Annotated in this window: 17 protein-coding genes; 11 read left to right on the forward strand and 6 right to left on the reverse strand. The window is 51.7% G+C overall.

Features of this window, described 5'->3' with window-relative positions; translation table 11 throughout:
• Positions 1-195 precede the first annotated feature (195 nt).
• The 10 genes from OS242_RS15130 (at position 196) to OS242_RS15175 (ending at position 11,096) form a co-directional block, all read left to right on the forward strand.
• Positions 196-360, forward strand: coding sequence for a hypothetical protein (locus tag OS242_RS15130; RefSeq protein ID WP_267152535.1), 165 nt, complete (start codon positions 196-198; stop codon positions 358-360).
• Positions 361-544: 184 nt separating this feature from the next.
• Positions 545-1,888, forward strand: coding sequence for a helix-turn-helix domain-containing protein (locus tag OS242_RS15135; protein ID WP_267152536.1), 1,344 nt, complete (start codon positions 545-547; stop codon positions 1,886-1,888).
• A 261-nt stretch (positions 1,889-2,149) separates the two neighbouring features.
• Positions 2,150-2,275, forward strand: a complete 126-nt coding sequence (locus OS242_RS15140; RefSeq protein WP_267152701.1) for a hypothetical protein — start codon at positions 2,150-2,152, stop codon at positions 2,273-2,275.
• The gene (locus tag OS242_RS15145) at positions 2,223-2,429 is read left to right on the forward strand and encodes an isocitrate/isopropylmalate family dehydrogenase (RefSeq protein ID WP_267152537.1); all 207 of its coding nucleotides are present in this window, start codon (positions 2,223-2,225) and stop codon (positions 2,427-2,429) included. Before OS242_RS15140 ends, OS242_RS15145 begins: the two co-directional genes overlap by 53 nt.
• A 2-nt stretch (positions 2,430-2,431) precedes the next feature.
• Positions 2,432-2,545, forward strand: coding sequence for an isocitrate/isopropylmalate family dehydrogenase (locus OS242_RS15150; protein WP_267152702.1), 114 nt, complete (start codon positions 2,432-2,434; stop codon positions 2,543-2,545).
• The gene (locus OS242_RS15155) at positions 2,508-2,642 is read left to right on the forward strand and encodes a hypothetical protein (RefSeq protein WP_267152538.1); all 135 of its coding nucleotides are present in this window, start codon (positions 2,508-2,510) and stop codon (positions 2,640-2,642) included. Before OS242_RS15150 ends, OS242_RS15155 begins: the two co-directional genes overlap by 38 nt.
• A gap of 655 nt (positions 2,643-3,297) precedes the next feature.
• Positions 3,298-5,970, forward strand: a complete 2,673-nt coding sequence (locus OS242_RS15160; RefSeq protein ID WP_267152539.1) for a type I restriction-modification system subunit M — start codon at positions 3,298-3,300, stop codon at positions 5,968-5,970.
• Positions 5,963-7,267: a restriction endonuclease subunit S gene (locus tag OS242_RS15165; RefSeq protein WP_267152540.1), complete on the forward strand. Its 1,305-nt coding sequence runs from the start codon at positions 5,963-5,965 to the stop codon at positions 7,265-7,267. Before OS242_RS15160 ends, OS242_RS15165 begins: the two co-directional genes overlap by 8 nt.
• Positions 7,267-10,407, forward strand: coding sequence for a type I restriction endonuclease subunit R (locus tag OS242_RS15170; RefSeq protein WP_267152541.1), 3,141 nt, complete (start codon positions 7,267-7,269; stop codon positions 10,405-10,407). The genes OS242_RS15165 and OS242_RS15170 overlap by 1 nt, the downstream gene beginning before the upstream one ends.
• Before the next feature lie 5 nt (positions 10,408-10,412).
• Complete coding sequence (locus tag OS242_RS15175) at positions 10,413-11,096, forward strand: M48 family metallopeptidase (protein ID WP_267152542.1); 684 nt, start codon at positions 10,413-10,415, stop codon at positions 11,094-11,096.
• Positions 11,097-11,145: 49 nt separating this feature from the next.
• On the opposite strand, the gene OS242_RS15180 is transcribed toward OS242_RS15175, so the two are convergent.
• From OS242_RS15180 to OS242_RS15200, 5 genes are read right to left on the reverse strand one after another with little or no spacing between them, the layout of a single operon-like run.
• Positions 11,146-11,622 (reverse strand): DUF1269 domain-containing protein, encoded by a 477-nt coding sequence (locus tag OS242_RS15180; RefSeq protein WP_267152543.1) that lies wholly within the window; start codon positions 11,620-11,622, stop codon positions 11,146-11,148.
• A gap of 11 nt (positions 11,623-11,633) precedes the next feature.
• Positions 11,634-12,179, reverse strand: a complete 546-nt coding sequence (locus OS242_RS15185) for a c-type cytochrome (RefSeq protein WP_267152544.1) — start codon at positions 12,177-12,179, stop codon at positions 11,634-11,636.
• A gap of 24 nt (positions 12,180-12,203) precedes the next feature.
• Complete coding sequence (gene ccoS / locus OS242_RS15190; RefSeq protein WP_267152545.1) at positions 12,204-12,344, reverse strand: cbb3-type cytochrome oxidase assembly protein CcoS; 141 nt, start codon at positions 12,342-12,344, stop codon at positions 12,204-12,206.
• 30 nt (positions 12,345-12,374) lie between these two features.
• Complete coding sequence (locus OS242_RS15195) at positions 12,375-12,875, reverse strand: cbb3-type cytochrome c oxidase subunit II (RefSeq protein WP_267152546.1); 501 nt, start codon at positions 12,873-12,875, stop codon at positions 12,375-12,377.
• Positions 12,876-12,897: 22 nt separating this feature from the next.
• A complete protein-coding gene (locus tag OS242_RS15200; protein ID WP_267152547.1) occupies positions 12,898-14,328 on the reverse strand; it encodes a cbb3-type cytochrome c oxidase subunit I in 1,431 nt (476 codons plus the stop codon).
• Between the two features lie 195 nt (positions 14,329-14,523).
• Between OS242_RS15200 and OS242_RS15205 the strand changes: the two genes are divergently transcribed.
• Positions 14,524-15,393 (forward strand): L,D-transpeptidase family protein, encoded by an 870-nt coding sequence (locus OS242_RS15205; protein ID WP_267152548.1) that lies wholly within the window; start codon positions 14,524-14,526, stop codon positions 15,391-15,393.
• Between the two features lie 58 nt (positions 15,394-15,451).
• On the opposite strand, the gene OS242_RS15210 is transcribed toward OS242_RS15205, so the two are convergent.
• Positions 15,452-16,702, reverse strand: a complete 1,251-nt coding sequence (locus tag OS242_RS15210; RefSeq protein ID WP_267152549.1) for an HD-GYP domain-containing protein — start codon at positions 16,700-16,702, stop codon at positions 15,452-15,454.
• Between the last annotated feature and the right edge of the window lie 33 nt (positions 16,703-16,735).

A 16,735-nucleotide genomic window follows, 5' to 3' on the forward strand; every position in this document is an offset into this window, starting at 1 on the left:
GATACAGTGGCACATCATTCAGAGGCGTCCTTTTCCTTTTCTAGGATATGTACGGTGGTCATTATATCCGTCAATCTTTGGACAGGCAATAGCGTCAGCTTTTGGGCATTTAGCATCGGCCGCAACAGTATCATAAAAGGGCAGAGGAACTACAGCCTAGTCACTCTGACATTTTAGAAGAGGATGATCTGTAGAATGAAAAAACGACTGCTCGGCCTCGTTGCGTTCGTACTCACAGTTTCTGTTCTGTATCACTTTGAAAATATCGCAGCAACGTTACCGGTCTTACCTGACAGCAATCAAACTCATGTAGCTGAGACAGTGCCGATTTTCCCGATTATCTCCCAAGGGAATGTATAGCCTTGATCGATGCAACCTCCCCACATAAGTTAGGGAGGTTTTTTGTTTGTTTGATAAGTTGGAATATTTTAATCAATATTTGGCGGGGTAAATACCATCAATCACATAGTTATTAATTATTCAATTGTAACGACGATGCGATTACAATGGAGGCATGGGACTTGAATGAAGAAGGAGGATCTAAATGGAAAGAGATTCAGGAAAGCCACGTCAAGGGAATATTCATGCAGATCAAGGAATGAGTTCCCTTGGTAAACGTCTCCGTGAACTTCGCCTCAAAAAAGGCCTGACACAGATTGAACTGGCTGAAGGACTTCTGACGCCCTCGATGATCAGTCAGGTCGAATCGGACAAAGCTCGGCCCTCCTACGCTATGTTATGTGCGATTGCGGAACGCCTTGATGTTCCCGTGGAGAAGCTACTAGTCAATGTCGAGCTAAATATGGGACACGTCAGTTCGTACAAGATGGCAAAAGCGATGGTGGCTGCTAAACAGTACGCTTCTGCCATCACGCTGTTGCGCGAATTGCTCGATGCACCGCGATCAACAGTCTCTACGACGGACATTCTCTATCATCTGGGGGAGTGCCTGTTACATACCGGAGACCTAGACGAGGCAGAGAAGACTTTCGCGCAGGTACAGGAATATGCAGTGCTAAGAAACGATTCGCTTTTGGCGACCCGTACATTGCTCTACATTGGAATCATCGCCTTCGAGCGCAAGTTCTTCCAGATCGCTCAGTTTCATTTTGGTAAGGCACTCGATGAGAGCGAGAAAATTGCGGAGAAGGGAGGTTTCCTTCAAGCAGATATTCTCCATAAACTCGGCGAAGTGTCTCTCAAACTGGGACAAACCTCCAAAGCAACAGATTACTTTACGAGGGCAGCCGCATTGTACGAGGGGACGGACAACCTCTCAGAAATGGCAGATTCCTATCTGCAACTTGGAGTTTCCTATAAACAATTGGGCGATTTAGAACGAGCTACTGAGTACTCAGAACGCGCGCATTCGATTTATATAAGCCTGGATGAGTTACAAGGCACACTTCGGCTAGAAATCCAGACGGCGGCTCTATATGGAGTATCAGGGCGTGAAGACGATGCTGAACAAATTCTGATCTACACACTTTCAAAAGCGGATCAGATGAAGGATCTGGAAATGCAAGGCATGGCCTATACTGAACTTGCACAGCTATATTTGAACAGAGTAGAACTGGAGAAGGCGGTCGAGCACTGCGAAAATGCATGTATGCTCTTGCCGGAGTTTCACGTCTATCATGCAAAGGCGAATCGAATCTTGGCTCGTGTCGCAGTCGAATCAAACAATATCGAAGAGGCAAGGCATAGGTTCCAAATGGCGGCGGATGGATTCAAGCGTGTGGATGAAGTCAGCGAATGGGATGATACGATGTTTGAGCTATCAAGGCTTTCTCTGCTAGAGGCAGATTATCAACATGTAATCGGGGTGCTGGAAGAGATTCGGGGTTATACGAGGCAAGTTATAGGTAAGATGGGGATTCGACTGTGAGTAGGAGATCCTGCGTCCCGTCCGCGTCCACGATGTCCTACTGCCCGCTGCGCCCAGAACTCGAAAAAGGAAACGACCGCGTCATCGTCCGCGCTGACCGCGGGCATCTACTACGGCGAACGCGGTCGCAGCAGAGAGAACGGCGAGTGGGAGGCGTACGACACCTGCACCGCCAGCGAGATCGAGCGCGACGTCTGAGTTGGGTTAGAAATGGCGCAGAAACGCCGCAAGATTTTGCACTCGGTTGATAAGGCGAATGTGATGACCACGTCTGGGCTCTGGAGGGAGATCGCCGATGATTTCGCTCCGGAGTACCCGGATGTAAGTCCACCACGTGCTGATCGACAACGCCGACACGCAAATGATGCGCAGCCCGAATCAGTTTGACGTCCTCGTCACGGAGAATCTGTTCGGCGACATCCTCTCCGACAAAGCGTCGATGCTGGCTAGCTCCACCGGCATGATCCCGTCCCGTCTGCATCGTTCTGCCCGGACGTTTCTCTCTAAGAACCGATCCACGGCTCGGCACCCGACATCGTAGGTCTGGGGCACTCGAACCCGGTCGGCACGATCCTCTCCGTTGCGATGATGCTGCGTCACTTGTTCGGGTGGGAAGCGGATGCTGTGGAACGGCTGTGTATCGTACTCGCGATATGACGAAGGGGGAACCGAAGCGGTGACTACCTCGGAGATGGGGAGTTTGGTGGCGGAAGAAGTGTTGAAGATAGCGGCGAAGTCGCAGGATAAGCAGTAAGAAAAACAGGAGAAAAGGGCCTTTCTGCAAATGAGCAGAAAGGCCCCTTTTTGCCAGGTTTTCTTTTTAGGGTTACATTATGCAATAGTGTTTTGTGTGCGACAAGTGTTCATTTATGGTGAAAATCATAGGGGATATATTGTTTTTTGTTGTAGAAAAACTCACCATTTCCTTACTATCAACAGCAAGTTTCTTGATCGGTACAACTCCCACTCAATTAGCCACCACCTGCAGTCGAGTGGAGCAATTCCTATGATACGGGAGGCTTTGAGCTTTTTCATCCGGATGTACTAAAGGCGGATGGTGATTTTGATGAATTCGAAGAACGAGCTACTGGTCGGTTAGTCTTATATCTGAAGACGGTAAGTTTTCGGAATGAATTTGTATGAGGTGGTCGGCACGTTTTACTTGGCGCGATCAGGTGTAAAAAATCAACTTACCGTCTAAACGAACGATAGGGATTTTTTGATTCGAACCCAGGCGAGACAGAACTGAAGATGGAATGTTATTGCCAACTCGTCCAATTCGCCTACGAATGTTATAATGTTTTGATGAGCGGGTTGTGAGCACGTTACGTTCCCTCTCCTTGTAACCCCATGCATTGTTTGCTAATGCGTTTTGAAACGAAAAATTAATCAAATAGGAGAAATGACAGTTGTCTAATGAAAAAATAACTCTATCCCAATTAGAAAGATTCCTCTTAAAGGCTGCTGATATCCTTAGGGGTAAGATGGATGCATCGGAGTTCAAGGAATTCATCTTTGGCATGTTGTTCCTTAAGCGATTATCTGATGAATTTGATCGTAAGCGCGAACAACTTCGCAAGAAGGATTTCGCACATTTAAAAGATCAGCCGGACCTCATCGAGGAACTACTTGAAGACAAAACATCCTACGGCGAGACCTTTTTCGTTCCTGTCCGTGCCCGCTGGCATGAATCATGGATTGACGAAAACGGTGAAAAAGTCCCGGCATTGAAGGATTTGAAACACGACATTGGCAATATGCTTAATAAAGCAATTGCTGCCGTAGAAGAAGAAAACGATGCTCTTGCCGGAGTACTCAAAAACAATATTGATTTCAACGCACTCAAAGGTAAGACTAAGATCCCTGACCAGAAATGGAAAGATCTGCTCGACCACTTCAACCAGCCCGGTTTCGTACTGATCAATGATAATTTCGAGTTCCCCGATCTGCTTGGTGCGGCTTATGAATATTTGATCAAGTTTTTTGCGGATAGTGCTGGCAAGAAAGGCGGCGAATTCTACACTCCTGCAGAAGTAGTGCGCTTGCTGGTGCAGATCACCAAGCCGGAAGCGGGTCACGAAATCTACGACCCCACCGTTGGTTCAGGTGGCTTTCTCATTCAGGCCCACCAATATGTGGAGGAACAAGGGCAAGACCCGAACGATCTGGCCCTCTTTGGTCAGGACTCAAACGGAACAGTGTGGTCGATATGTAACATGAACATGATCCTTCACAACATCAATCGTTTCACCATTGAGAATGGGGATACCCTAGAAGATCCCTTGATTTTGGATAATGGCCAAGTTCGTAAATTCGACCGTGTTTTAGCCAACCCACCCTTCTCGCAGAACTATAGTCGCGCCAACATGAAATTCTCAAATCGCTTCCGTGAGTGGTGCCTAGAAACTGGAAAAAAGGCAGACTTAATGTTTGTGCAGCATATGTTGGCCAGCCTCAAGCCACATGGCCACATGGCAACTGTCATGCCCCACGGTGTGCTTTTTCGGGGTGGTAAAGAGAAACTGATTCGCGAGATCTTGATCAACGATGATGTTATTGAGGCTATTATCAGTCTGCCGCCCGGTCTATTCTATGGTACTGGTATCCCCGCTTGTGTGATTGTAGCCAATAAAAACAAGCCGGACACACTGCGCGACAAGGTGCTGTTTATCAATGCCGATCGCGAATTTGCAGAAGGCAAGGCGCAGAACAAGTTGCGCCCTGAAGACATTGAAAAGATTGACCATGTCTTCACATACAAACGGGAGATTCCCAAATATAGCCGTCTAGTCTGCAAGAAAGAGATTGTGGAAGAACACGATTACAACCTCAACATTCGCCGTTATGTGGACAATACTCCTGATCCGGAACCAGAGGATGTGCAGGCACATCTGACTGGCGGCATTCCAGAAGGCGAAATTATCGCTCGTGCTAATGACTTTGCCCGCTTCGGGATTCGACCTGACACGCTTTTTACACCCCAGCGTCCGGGCTATCTAGCCTTTGACGAGTGTATTACTGCCAGATCCGTTATTAAGTCTCGATTGGAAAATGACAAAGCGCTCCAGCAGGCATTCACCGAACACATTTGTGCTTTGGAGACTTGGTGGGCAGTGGCTCGTGAAGTCTTTGCCGGATTACATGATGGCAAGAAGTTGCCAGAAGTCCGACACGAATTACTCACCACGTTGAAGGTTAAATTGGTCCCTTTGCATGTGCTGGATGAGTTCAAGAGCGCGGGAGTGTTTGTAAACTGGTGGCAACAGATCCGTTACGACCTCAAAACTATCACCTCCACCGGTTGGCACCATAGCCTGATTCCTGACGACTACCTTGTTTCGGAGTTCTTTCAGGCTGAGGCTGACGAGATAGAAATGTTGGAGACGCAGATTAGTCAACTGCAGAGTGAACTAGCCGAAGCGGTAGAAAAAGCACAGGAAGTTGTTGCCTATGAGCCGGAAGAGGATGAAATCGTCACTGCGGCTGCTATTAAGAAAGCCCTCAGTGAATTGATTGCCGATCTCAAGGGAAGTGAAGGCGATACGGCTCGTAAGGAACTGAAAAACCTCCAAGCCCAAGAGAAGGCTATCACCGCGTTCGAGAAACGTATTAAGGAAACTAAGGTTGCGTTGAAAACCAAAACCGACGAACTGGCTCTCAAGCTCAAGATAAAAAGAATAGGCGGTGACGAGTTCAAGGCTGAAAGCAAAGAACTGATTCGCCAGGTTGATGTCCAACTGGCTGAACTGGATTCCACTAACAAGGATGAGAAGAAGAGGTTTTCCAGCCTAACGAAGGACAAAGTCACCCTCGAAGTTAGACTCGCTAAAACTGATGGCTTACTTAGTGCTATTGGTGACCAACTCACCGAAGAAGAAGCCCGTCAACTGATACTGAAAAAACTTTATTACATGTCTCGTCGCGAACTATACCGCTATCTCAACTCAGAGAAGCGTGAGTTGATTCAGGTGATGGAAAACCTTTGGGACAAATATGCTGTCTCCAGTCGCGAACTAGAACGCCAACGGAGTAAGACCTTGGAGACGTTGGAAGGCTTTTTGAGGGGGTTGAGTTATGTCTAAGAACTCAGTGCCATTCAATCATCCTTGGGGAGAGGATTTAATAGGGAATCTTGGAAGTATTACTGTAGGTGGAACTCCGCGAACTTCTGTTGAAAAGTACTGGGATGGCGATGTGCCTTGGATGGCTTCTGGTGATGTGAAGTTAAAGAAAGTTACCGATGTGCCCGGAAGGATAACGGAGCTAGGTCTGAGACATTCCAATGCGTCAATAGTTGATTCTCCAACAGTTGCAATTGGACTGGCTGGGCAAGGGAGAACGCGTGGAACTGTGGCGCTAGTATTGTGCAGGTTATGCACAAATCAATCTGTGGCATTAATCAAAAGTGATCCTGAGGTTCTTGATACACGCTACCTGTTTTACAACTTAGAGTTTCGATATGAGGAGTTGCGCTCTCGTTCCTCGGGCGGAGGACGTGCAGGGTTAACAAAGCAAATTTTGGAGCAGATCCCTATTCCTTTACCAGCTCTTTCCGAGCAAAAGAAAATCGCTGAGGTTCTTTCAACGGTTGATCAGGCGATTGAGGAGACGGAGACATCGATAGCCAAGCAGCACCGCATAAAAACTGGTCTAATGCAGGACCTCCTTACCCGCGGAATAGATGAGCACGGTAATTTACGCTCCGAGAAGACCCACCAATTTGAAGATTCTCCCCTGGGCAGGGTTCCGGTAGAGTGGGAGGTAAGGCCACTCGATGATCTTTTGGTTGAGAAGCGGTATGGTATTTCAACGAGTCTTAGTGAGGAACCTGAGGGAGTTCCGGTATTGCGAATGAATAACCTAGTCTATGGTGAGGTTGATTATTCCAATTTGAAATATTCTCGGCGAAGAGATGCGTTGAGTCTCACCCTTAATGATGGTGATGTTTTATTTAATAGAACTAATAGTATTGATTACGTAGGGAGGACGGGCATATACCGTCATTCTGGCCGGAGTGTTTCTTTTGCTTCCTATCTTGTACGTCTTGTAACTGATAGTGATAAGCTTTGTGCTGGATACTTAAACGTTTGGCTTAATGATGTGTCTAACCAAATTAGGGTGAAGCAATTGGCTACTATTGGTGTTCAACAGGCGAATGTTAATCCGACTAATTTGGGCATGCTTTTGATTTCGTTACCTAGAACTGTTACTGAGCAAAAGAAAATAATCGATCACATTGCTTCAGTTTCACAAAGTATTCACGCCGCTGATAAGAGCTTGCAAAAACTCCGCTCCCTCAAAACCGCTCTCATGCAAGATCTGCTCACTGGTAAGAAACGTGTCATGCCCCTACTGAACGACACGGAGGTGACGGTCTAATGAGACGTGACAAAATCTCTGAGCATAACAATATCGACGAACGCAAATACGTAGAGAAGCCCTTACTGGATCAACTTGCGGGACTGGGTTGGGAGGTCATCGACCTTGACAGCAAACAGCATCCAGAGGCTAGCCACCGTCAGAGCTTTACTGAGGTGGTGATGCTACCAGTCTTACGCGATCAACTCAAGGTTATCAACCCCTGGTTGGAAGACGATCAAGTGGAAGAAGTAATCAAACAGCTCACCGCCAACTTCTCTGGTACTAGCTTGATCAATAATAACCGTCATGTGTTTAATTTGTTGCTGGAGAACACGAGTGTCAGTGAGAACCGTCGGACAGGTGAGAAAAGCCCGACAGTACGTTTTGTGGACTTCACGCGCCAGGGGCGGGAAAGCAACCACAACCGCTTTATCGCTGTTTGCCAGTTCAAGGTGCGCATCTTGGGAACTGAACATCATATCATTCCGGACATAGTACTATTCCTAAACGGTCTGCCCATAGTGGTGATTGAGTGCAAATCACCCAAGGTGAAAGATGCTATTCCGGAAGCTATTGAACAGCTACTCCGTTACAGCGAACAACGAGATGTCAAGGGTGAAGGTAGCGTACCACTGTTTTATTACAATCAGTTCGTCATCGTCACATGCAGAAACGAGGCTAAGTTTGGTACCATCACCACCCATAGCGTTAAACACTTCTACCGTTGGGCTGATCCATATCCCCGCACGGTAGACGATCTGGAGCACGGCAGCAGCGGTCCTAACGATCAGCAACGATTGGTTGCCGGGATGTTAGATCGGGACAATCTGCTGGATCTCATCCGTACATTCACACTGTTCTCTACGAATGACAAGGGCGAGACCATTAAAGTCGTAGGCCGCTATCAGCAGTTCCGCGCTGTCAAGCTGGCGGTTAAACGCCTCTTAACAGGTCAAAGCCCGCGCGAACGTAGCGGTATCATCTGGCACACGCAAGGCTCAGGCAAATCGTTAACCATGATGTTTATGGTGCGCGAGATGTATCGTCATGCTGAACTGTCTCACTGGAAAGTTGTCTTTGTTACCGACCGTACCCAACTGGAAGGCCAGTTGGCTGAGACTAGCCAGACCATCGGCATTACTGTTAAGGTAGCCGACAGTATCAGGAATCTGAAAGAACTTCTGCGTTCGAACTCCTCAGATCTAGTAATGGCGATGATTCATAAGTTTCGCGAAACTGACTTGACTGAGACCTTCCCAGAGCTGAATCCAAGTCCGCACATTCTGGTGATGACCGACGAGGCGCATCGCTCTCAATACGCAATGCTGGGAGCCAACCTAGATAAAGGTATTCCTAACGCTACCCGTATCGGCTATACGGGTACGCCCATCGAAAAGACTGAGAAGTTCTTCGGCGAGTACATTGATAAATACACTATGCGTCAAGCCATCGAGGACGGCGTGACTCTGGAGATTGTGTATGAAGGCCGCACCCACAATGCTGAGGTGGCTGACCAAGCGGGGATGGACACAAAATTTGCGGATGTGTTTAGCGAGTATAACCTTCAGCAACGCTTGGAGATTCTTGGCTACGGATCACGCGATGCTTATCTGGAAGCTGAGTCTACTATTGCAGCAAAGGCAAAAGACATGGTGAAGCACTACCTAACCCATGTGTTCCCCAATGCCTATAAAGCACAAGTGGTCGCAACTTCCCGTGAAGCGGCGGTACGCTATAAGAAACACATCGACGTGGCCTTGGCGGATGTCATAGTAGATCTTGAAAAAGACAACCCGAGGAAGCTAGATCTTGACATGCTCAAGAAATTGAAGTCGGACGTTATCATTTCCAGCAAAAGCAACGACCTTCCGCACCTTAAACATTACACGGACAAGTCTAAGCATGAGGCCAGTATTAAGAGTTTCAAGATGGCTTTCGATGCAGAGGAGAAGGGTGTCACTGGAAACATCGGTATCGTGATCGTCAACAGTATGTTGCTGACTGGTTTTGATGCGCCTGTAGAACAGGTCATGTACCTTGACAAGGTCATCGTCGCCCACAATCTCCTTCAGGCGATCGCGCGTGTGAATCGCGTTGGTGGGGCATCCAAGGATAAGGGCTTTGTGGTAGATTATGTAGGCATCGGATATCACTTGAAAAAGGCAATCGATACCTATGACGAGCGGGAACAAAAAGAGGTGATCGACACACTCAGTTTCCCAGAGGACGAACTGTGTGAACTTATCTCTAACCATGCGACTATCACGGAATTGTTCAACAAGCAAGGATTGACAGATTTGACCGATCACGATGCGTTCTTCGACCTGTTCTATGATGAAGACGTGCGTTTTCAATTTATGTTGGCTTTCAAAAAGTTGACCAGATGTATGAATCTGGTCTTCCCCGCCCGGCAAGCCTTAGACTACGTGGCCGACTACCAGGCCCTCACAGAAATTAATGTATTGGCGGGAAAGCATTTCCGCGACGAACGCTTGAGTATGAAAGGCATCCCGCCCAAACTACGCAGCATTACAGACGAATATCTCACATCAAAAGGAATTGAGATTAAGGTCAAACCGATCTCGATCCTCGATGAAGATTTTCAAAAAGAGGTAGGCAAAAGAAAACGAACCAAGACAAAAGCGGCGGAAGTAGAGCACGCAATTCGCCACCACCTCGAAGTTGAACTCGACGATGACCCTGACCTACAAGCCTCTTTTTCTGGAGCACTGGATATGATTTTTGAAGAATTCCGTGACAACTGGACGAAGATTTACGAAGAATTGGAGAAACTGCGGGAGCGTATCATAAACTCCAGTAACGAACCGACTTACGGGCTACACCGGAAGAAGCAAATGCCGCTGTTCCGGAGTCTAAAACGCGAGGTATTTGGTGATAAGGATCTCGATGAGGACGAAGTCTCTTTGCTCGTAAATTTGACCCAGCAGATCTTTTTACTCGTGGAGCGTGAACTGAAACTGACTGGATTTTGGGAAAGTAGTTCCGCCCGAAACAAATTGAAAGGAGATCTTCAAAAGATTTTGGTGGCTCGGGAATTTTTTACACTTCCCGGTTTAATCAATAATCGTGCACATATTATCAGCCGGATTATGGAAATCGCCGAGAAGAACAATGACATCATTCTCCATGCGGAGTGATTACGATGCAACTAAGATATACAATAAACAGATCCGCTAAAAGGCGAAAACTGACTATCACCGTTGAGCGTGACCGCAGTGTTGTCGTACATGCACCGGATGGTATATCTGACGAAAAAATTGAACAGATAGTGTCGTCAAAGCGCCAATGGATTTATGAGAAATTGAATCACCCTCAAAAATATCAAAACCTGCCTCATGCTCCAGGGAAGGAACTCGTCAGCGGTGAATCTGCATTCTATTTGGGGCGACAATACCGTCTTGAGATCGTTAAAACGGGTCTTTCAGAGATTCAGTTTTCCCATCGTTTTCTTATCCCGGATATGCAGGCGGCAAAACAAACGGATGCTTTACGGGAATGGTATATCGGTAAAGCTAAAGAAAAGATTGTTCCACGGGTGAAGCATCACGCCAGCCAACTCGGTGTCGATGTTGCAAAGGTCAAGATTGTCGACAACCGCTTCCGTTGGGGTTCCTGTACCATGAATGATAACGTCAACTTTAACTGGCGGCTTATAAAAGCGCCGATGTTTGTCATTGATTATGTTATCGTTCATGAACTGGCACACCTTATCGAAAACAACCACACACCTAGGTTCTGGAACATCGTTCGTGCACAAGCTCCGACAATGGAGAAGGCGAAGACATGGTTGAAAGAAAATGGGCAACTGTTGGAACAGATGCTATGATACCGCACAGAAAAGGGACGGGTTCTTTTGAACCGTCCCTTTTCACTACCTACCTCACCAACACCGAATCCGCTCCATAATCCCTGAACAACTGCCCAACCAAATCCCGATTCCCCTCATTCACCTCTGCCGACAGCAAAATCTTCCCTTGCTCCACCTGATCGTGAAAATGCTGCGCATTCGGCGGCGAGATCCCGATGTCCACCAACGCACCGACCATCCCTCCGCTCCACGTGCCATAGGCGGCACCGGCCAGCGGTCCCAGCGTGACGAGCAGATACCCGGCGGTCGGGTAAAACGCCGTCGCCATCGCGGCCGACAGCCCCAGCACGCCGCCTATCGCAGCCCCGATCAGCGTCCCGTCGACGATATTATCCGTCTCTCTCTGCTCCGTCGTATACTCCGGCAACTGATCCGCTTTTGTCACCACCGAGATCTTATCGTGCGTCACATACCGCCCGAGCTCGCTGACGAGGGTGCGGGCGGCTTCTTGCGTTTCAAACAATCCGAAGACGTGTTGTGCCATCCTCTTTCACCTCACTTCAGCGTCTTGAGATACAGGGCGATCGATTCGATCTGGTTTTCGTTCAGGCCGAGCGCCGGCGGGGCGGGCATGCCTTTGTCCGGGCGGCCGTTGTGCAGGATGTTGATCAGGCCTTCGTCGCCGAGGCGTGCGTGGACGCCGGCCATGCCCGGGCCGATCTTGCGTTCGGCGGTGACGTTGTGACAGCCGGCGCAGGAGGCGCCGAACACCTCCGCTCCCGCTTCGACGGTCGGTTCTGCGGCCGGGGATGCTTCCATCCGGTCGTCGACCGGTTTGGCTGCCAGCGCGTAGTACAACCCCCAGACCGCGAGGGCGGCGTAGACGAATTTCAAAAACTTAGGAACGCCGGCGTGACCCATTTTGATATCGGAGACGACGTCGTAGTGCCCTTTGTCTTGATGAGGTTCGACTTCTTCCGGTGTCATAAAGACTTCGGCTTGTTCGGTGGGCGCGGGGGTGGCGGGCGTCTGTTTCTCCGGGTCTTCCGAAAAATGGGACTCCGGGTTTGCCGGCTGTTTCGGGTCGCGGGTGTCCGACATGTCGGGCTCCTCCTTTCGGCCGTGTTAGTCGTCTTGCAACATGCGGTATTTGACGCCTTCTGCGTCGTCGAACTGACCGGTCTTCCAGCACCAGAGCAGGACCATTCCCGCTCCGCCGGTCATGCTCAGGCAGACACCGATCAGCATCCATGCGCCGATGGTCATCGCGTGTTCCTCCCTTGCTTCCTTCTTCTGTTAGTCTTTTGGAGCGGGCTTGAGACTGAGCATGTAGGCCACGAGGTCGTCGCGGTCCTGCTGCGAGAGGTAGTCGTATTTCGGCATGATCGAGGCGGGTCCCCCGATCTTTTGCGGGTTGAGCAGGTGTTCATGCTGCCAGTCTGCGCTGTAGCGGGTGCCGACCCACGTCAGGTCCGGCCCCGTGCGCTGCGTCATGATCAGCGTCGGTTTGTCGTAGTAGTAGTCGCCCGGCACCGAGACCGGTCCCAGTTTGGAGTCGGCTCGGACCGGACGCACCGCTTGCGTGTGGCAGTAGTTGCAGCCTTCGCGGATGTAGACGTGGCGGCCTCGCGCCTCCGCCGAGTCGGTCGGGTAGTTTTTCAACTCGGCCGACTTGGTCGGCGTGACCACACTTTCGTCAAAGTAGGGCAACACGATGGTGCCCATCGTACCCACGAGGACCAAGAGGACCGCTCCAAACAGCAGAATACCGGGGCTTTTCTCCGCTTCATTCGCCATGTCGCATCACCTCATTTTTTTCTTATCGAGCGAGGAGCATCGGGTCTTCCGTCTGTTCGATCGGCTTGCCGCTTCGTGCCGATTTGATCAGGTTCCAGGCGAAGAAGATCTGGCCGAGGAACATCAGCGAGCCGCCGACGGCCCGTCCGATCAGGAAGACGTGGAGCGACTCCATCACCTGCAGGAACGAGGCTCCGAGCTGTTTGCCGTCCATCCACTCAAAGCCTTGGATGACCCCGGCCGTCCACATCGCAAAGCCGAAGATGACAAAGCCGAGCACCGACAGCCAATAATGCCAGTTCATCATCGCCCGCGAATAGAGATGGCGGCCGGTCAGACGGGGGAACATGTAGTAGATGCCCGAGAACAGCACCAGCGAAAATCCGCCGAACAAGGGCATGTGTGCGTGTCCCACCGTCCAGTAGGTATAGTGCAGGATGGCGTGCGGCCCCATCAACGCTTGGAACGGGCCTTGGATGCAGGCGAGGCCGTAGAACAGCGCACCGGTCATCAAAAATTTCAAGGAGACGTTTTCCGAGACTTTGTACCAGACCCCTTTCATCGTGCCGATGACGTTGGCGAGCACCGACCAGACCGGGATCAAGAGCAAGAGCGACGGAATGATGCCCGCCTTCATCAGCCAGAGCGGGATCGGCCCGTTGATCAGATGATGCGGGCCGTTCCAGACGTAAAAGGCGGCGATGGTCCAAAAGCCGATCAAAGACAGTTTGTGCGAATAGATCGGCCGGTCGACGAGCTTTGGCATCAGGTAGTAGAGCAGTCCGACGCCGACCGGGGTCAGCCAAAGACCGATGATGTTGTGCATGTAGTAGTAATAATAGTTGGCCTGCGCCATGCCCGGTCCCATCCAGCCGGCCGGGATGTTGCCGACGATGTAGACGATCGCCAGGAAGGTGACCGACCCGAGCCAGTACCAGAGCGAGACGTAGAGCACGCGCTCTTTGCGGTTTTTCACTGTCATGAACAAGTTGGTCCAGAGCGAGGCGACGCAGATGACGACGCCGATGTCAAACAGCAGCGGCATCTCCGCGTATTCGACGCCCGTCTGGTAGCCGGCTGCGATGGCCATCGCGCCGAACAGGTAGTTGAGCATCCAGTACACGGCGGTGAACATCCCCAGTTTTTCGCTCCACAGCTTGGTCTTGCACAGGGCGGGCACCCCGTACGTCATCGCGCCGAAAAAGGCGGATGTCATCCAGCCGATGACGGCGGTGTTGACATGGACGGGGCGCAGTCTGCCGTAGGACAGATAGGTCTGCAAAAAGCGGTTTCCCGTCAAAAAATCAGGGTTGATCGACTTTAAAGCTACGATCAGCCCGAGCACCATGCTCAGCAAGAGCCAGAACACCGAAGTGTAGATCAGCATTTTGACCGTCGCGCTCGCATAGGGATCGCGTGCGGGAACGTGTGTGGTGGCGGCGCTTTGTGCCATGGTTGAGTCTCCTTTCGGTTTTGGTGCTGCTTTCGTTCCGGGATGCGGTTCTTTTAAAATGTTCCCTATGGCGGGAGGGTTATGCACCGATGGCAGACGTTGTGCGGTTTGCCCAAGATGTACTGTGTCCTCGGTGCGCCGCATATGGTGTGTCAAGGAACAGTTCGTATCACGGACGGAAGGGAGGCGGGGAGCATGATCTATGCGTCGCGCTTTTTGCGGCTGGTCAGCCCCTATCTGCGCGGGCCGGATGTGACGTTTCTCCAAGAGCGGCTGCTCGAATCGGGCGTCTCCTACGAGACCCCGGACGGCGTGTTCGGCCCGATGACGGCCGAGGCGGTGCGGCGGTTTCAGGAGATGCACCAGTTGCAACTGGACGGCGTGGTCGGGCCGCAGACGTGGTCGGCGCTCGGCGGTGCGGAATCGACCGGGGCCCTGACGGCGGAAAACGGCTCGGTGGCGGTGATGGCGACCGGCGAGTATCGGCTCCAGATCGACACGGAGCGGTTTGTGCTCTATGTGTACAAATCGGCGCAACTCGTCAAAACGTACGGGATCGCAGTCGGCACGCCGCAGACGCCGACGCCGCTCGGAGACTGGAAGATCACGCAAAAGGCGCTAAATCCGGGCGGCCCGTTCGGCACGCGCTGGATGCGGCTGTCGATCCCGTTCGGCGGCTACGGCATCCACGGCACCGACAACCCGCACTCCATCGGCAAAGCGGTCTCGCACGGCTGCGTCCGGCTGCAAAACCGCGATGTCGAGGAACTGTACGAGATGGTGCCGATCGGCACGATGGTGAAGGTGACCGGCCGCGTGCAAACGTCGCGCATCCTGCGCATCGGCGTGACCTACGGGGCGGATGTGGTGGAAGCGCAACGGATGCTTCAGGTGCTCGGCTATTACAAGGGCGATCTCGACGGGATGTACGGGCCGGCGACGGCGGCGGCCGTTCGCTCGTTTCAGGCGGACAAAGACCTCGTTGTCGACGGAATCGTCGGCATGAATACGATTGAGAGTCTGCATATGCACTATGATGAAGCGCTCGGCACCCGGACGCCGTAGTGCGTGGGCGAAACGAAAAAAACAGGCATCTGCCGTCACGGGGCAGGTGCCTGTTTTGTTAGGCTTCTTTTTGATGGAGACGTTCGAGGGCGATCAGAAAGGCGTCGACGGCAGGCGACCAAAATTGGGTGCCGCTGCCTTGGCGCAGGATCTCCGCCGCCTGGTGCGGGGACAGCGCGTTGCGGTAGGCCCGGTTGCTCGTCATCGCGTCATACGCGTCGGCGACGGCTGTCAGTTTGGCGAACATCGGGATCTGGTCGTCGGTCAGGCCTTTGGGATAGCCGCGGCCGTCCGGGCGTTCGTGGTGGTAGAGCACGATCTCCAGCATCTGTTCACGCTCCGCTTCGGTGAGGACGGTGGAGTGCTGGTAGACGCGGCGTAGCAGTTCTTCGCCGATCACCGGATGCTGTTTCATGATGTCGTACTCTTCGGGGGTCAGTTTGCCCGGTTTGTTCAGCACACTGTCCGGGATGCCGATCTTGCCGATGTCGTGCAGCAGACCGCCGAGGTGGATGATCTCCAGATCGCGCGGTCCAAGGCCGAGACCTGCGGCGATCATCACCGCGTAGTCGGCGACGCGCTCGCTGTGACCGGCGGTGTAGGGATCGCGCTTTTCCAAGGAGGAGGCGAAGGCGAGCATCACCTGCTGATTGGCGTTGGCGAGCTGGGTGTTCAGCCCTTCGAGCTGCGTGAATTGCTTGCGTACGCGGATCGTCTGCCGGATGCCGACCGTCCGCCAGCGGAACAAGGAGATGATCGCGAGGATCAGCAGCCCGTGCGCCAGCGAGGCGAGCAGCGGGTCAGGCTCCAGAGCGGGCAGGTGCGTGGACAAGACCACATAAAAGATCAGGAAGGTCGAGTCCATCAGCGTGAAACGCAACAACTCCCGCTTCCACCCGGGCGTGCGCAAGGGCAGTTGGTAGAGAAACGAGGTGACGAGCACCGTCATCAATTGGGTGAGCACGACTGTGCCGGTCAGGATGGTGACGAGCGACAGCAGATGACCGGTGGGCAGCAAGTGTTGCAGGTAGGAATGGGTAAAGAGGATCATAAACGACTGATTGATCAGCACCAAAAGGTTGAGCGGGCGGTACGGTTGGCGTTTGCGCAGCCGCTCCACCGTATAGCAGACCAGATAGGCGGCGGTGGCAAACAACAGCATCGGCCAGTCGCCAAACTGGATGGCGGCGACCCACAGCAGGATGTGAGCGTCTTCGCGAAAGGCGGCCCGGTCGCCGATGGGTACGATGTACACTTGGTAGTACGCCACGTACGTCAGGATCGAAAATAAAAGGAAGTGGAGGATCATAGCGTTCTCCTTATGACGTATATAAATGATCTT

This window comes from Tumebacillus lacus, from assembly GCF_026410385.1.
Classification (GTDB): Bacteria; Bacillota; Bacilli; order Tumebacillales; family Tumebacillaceae; genus Tumebacillus; species Tumebacillus lacus.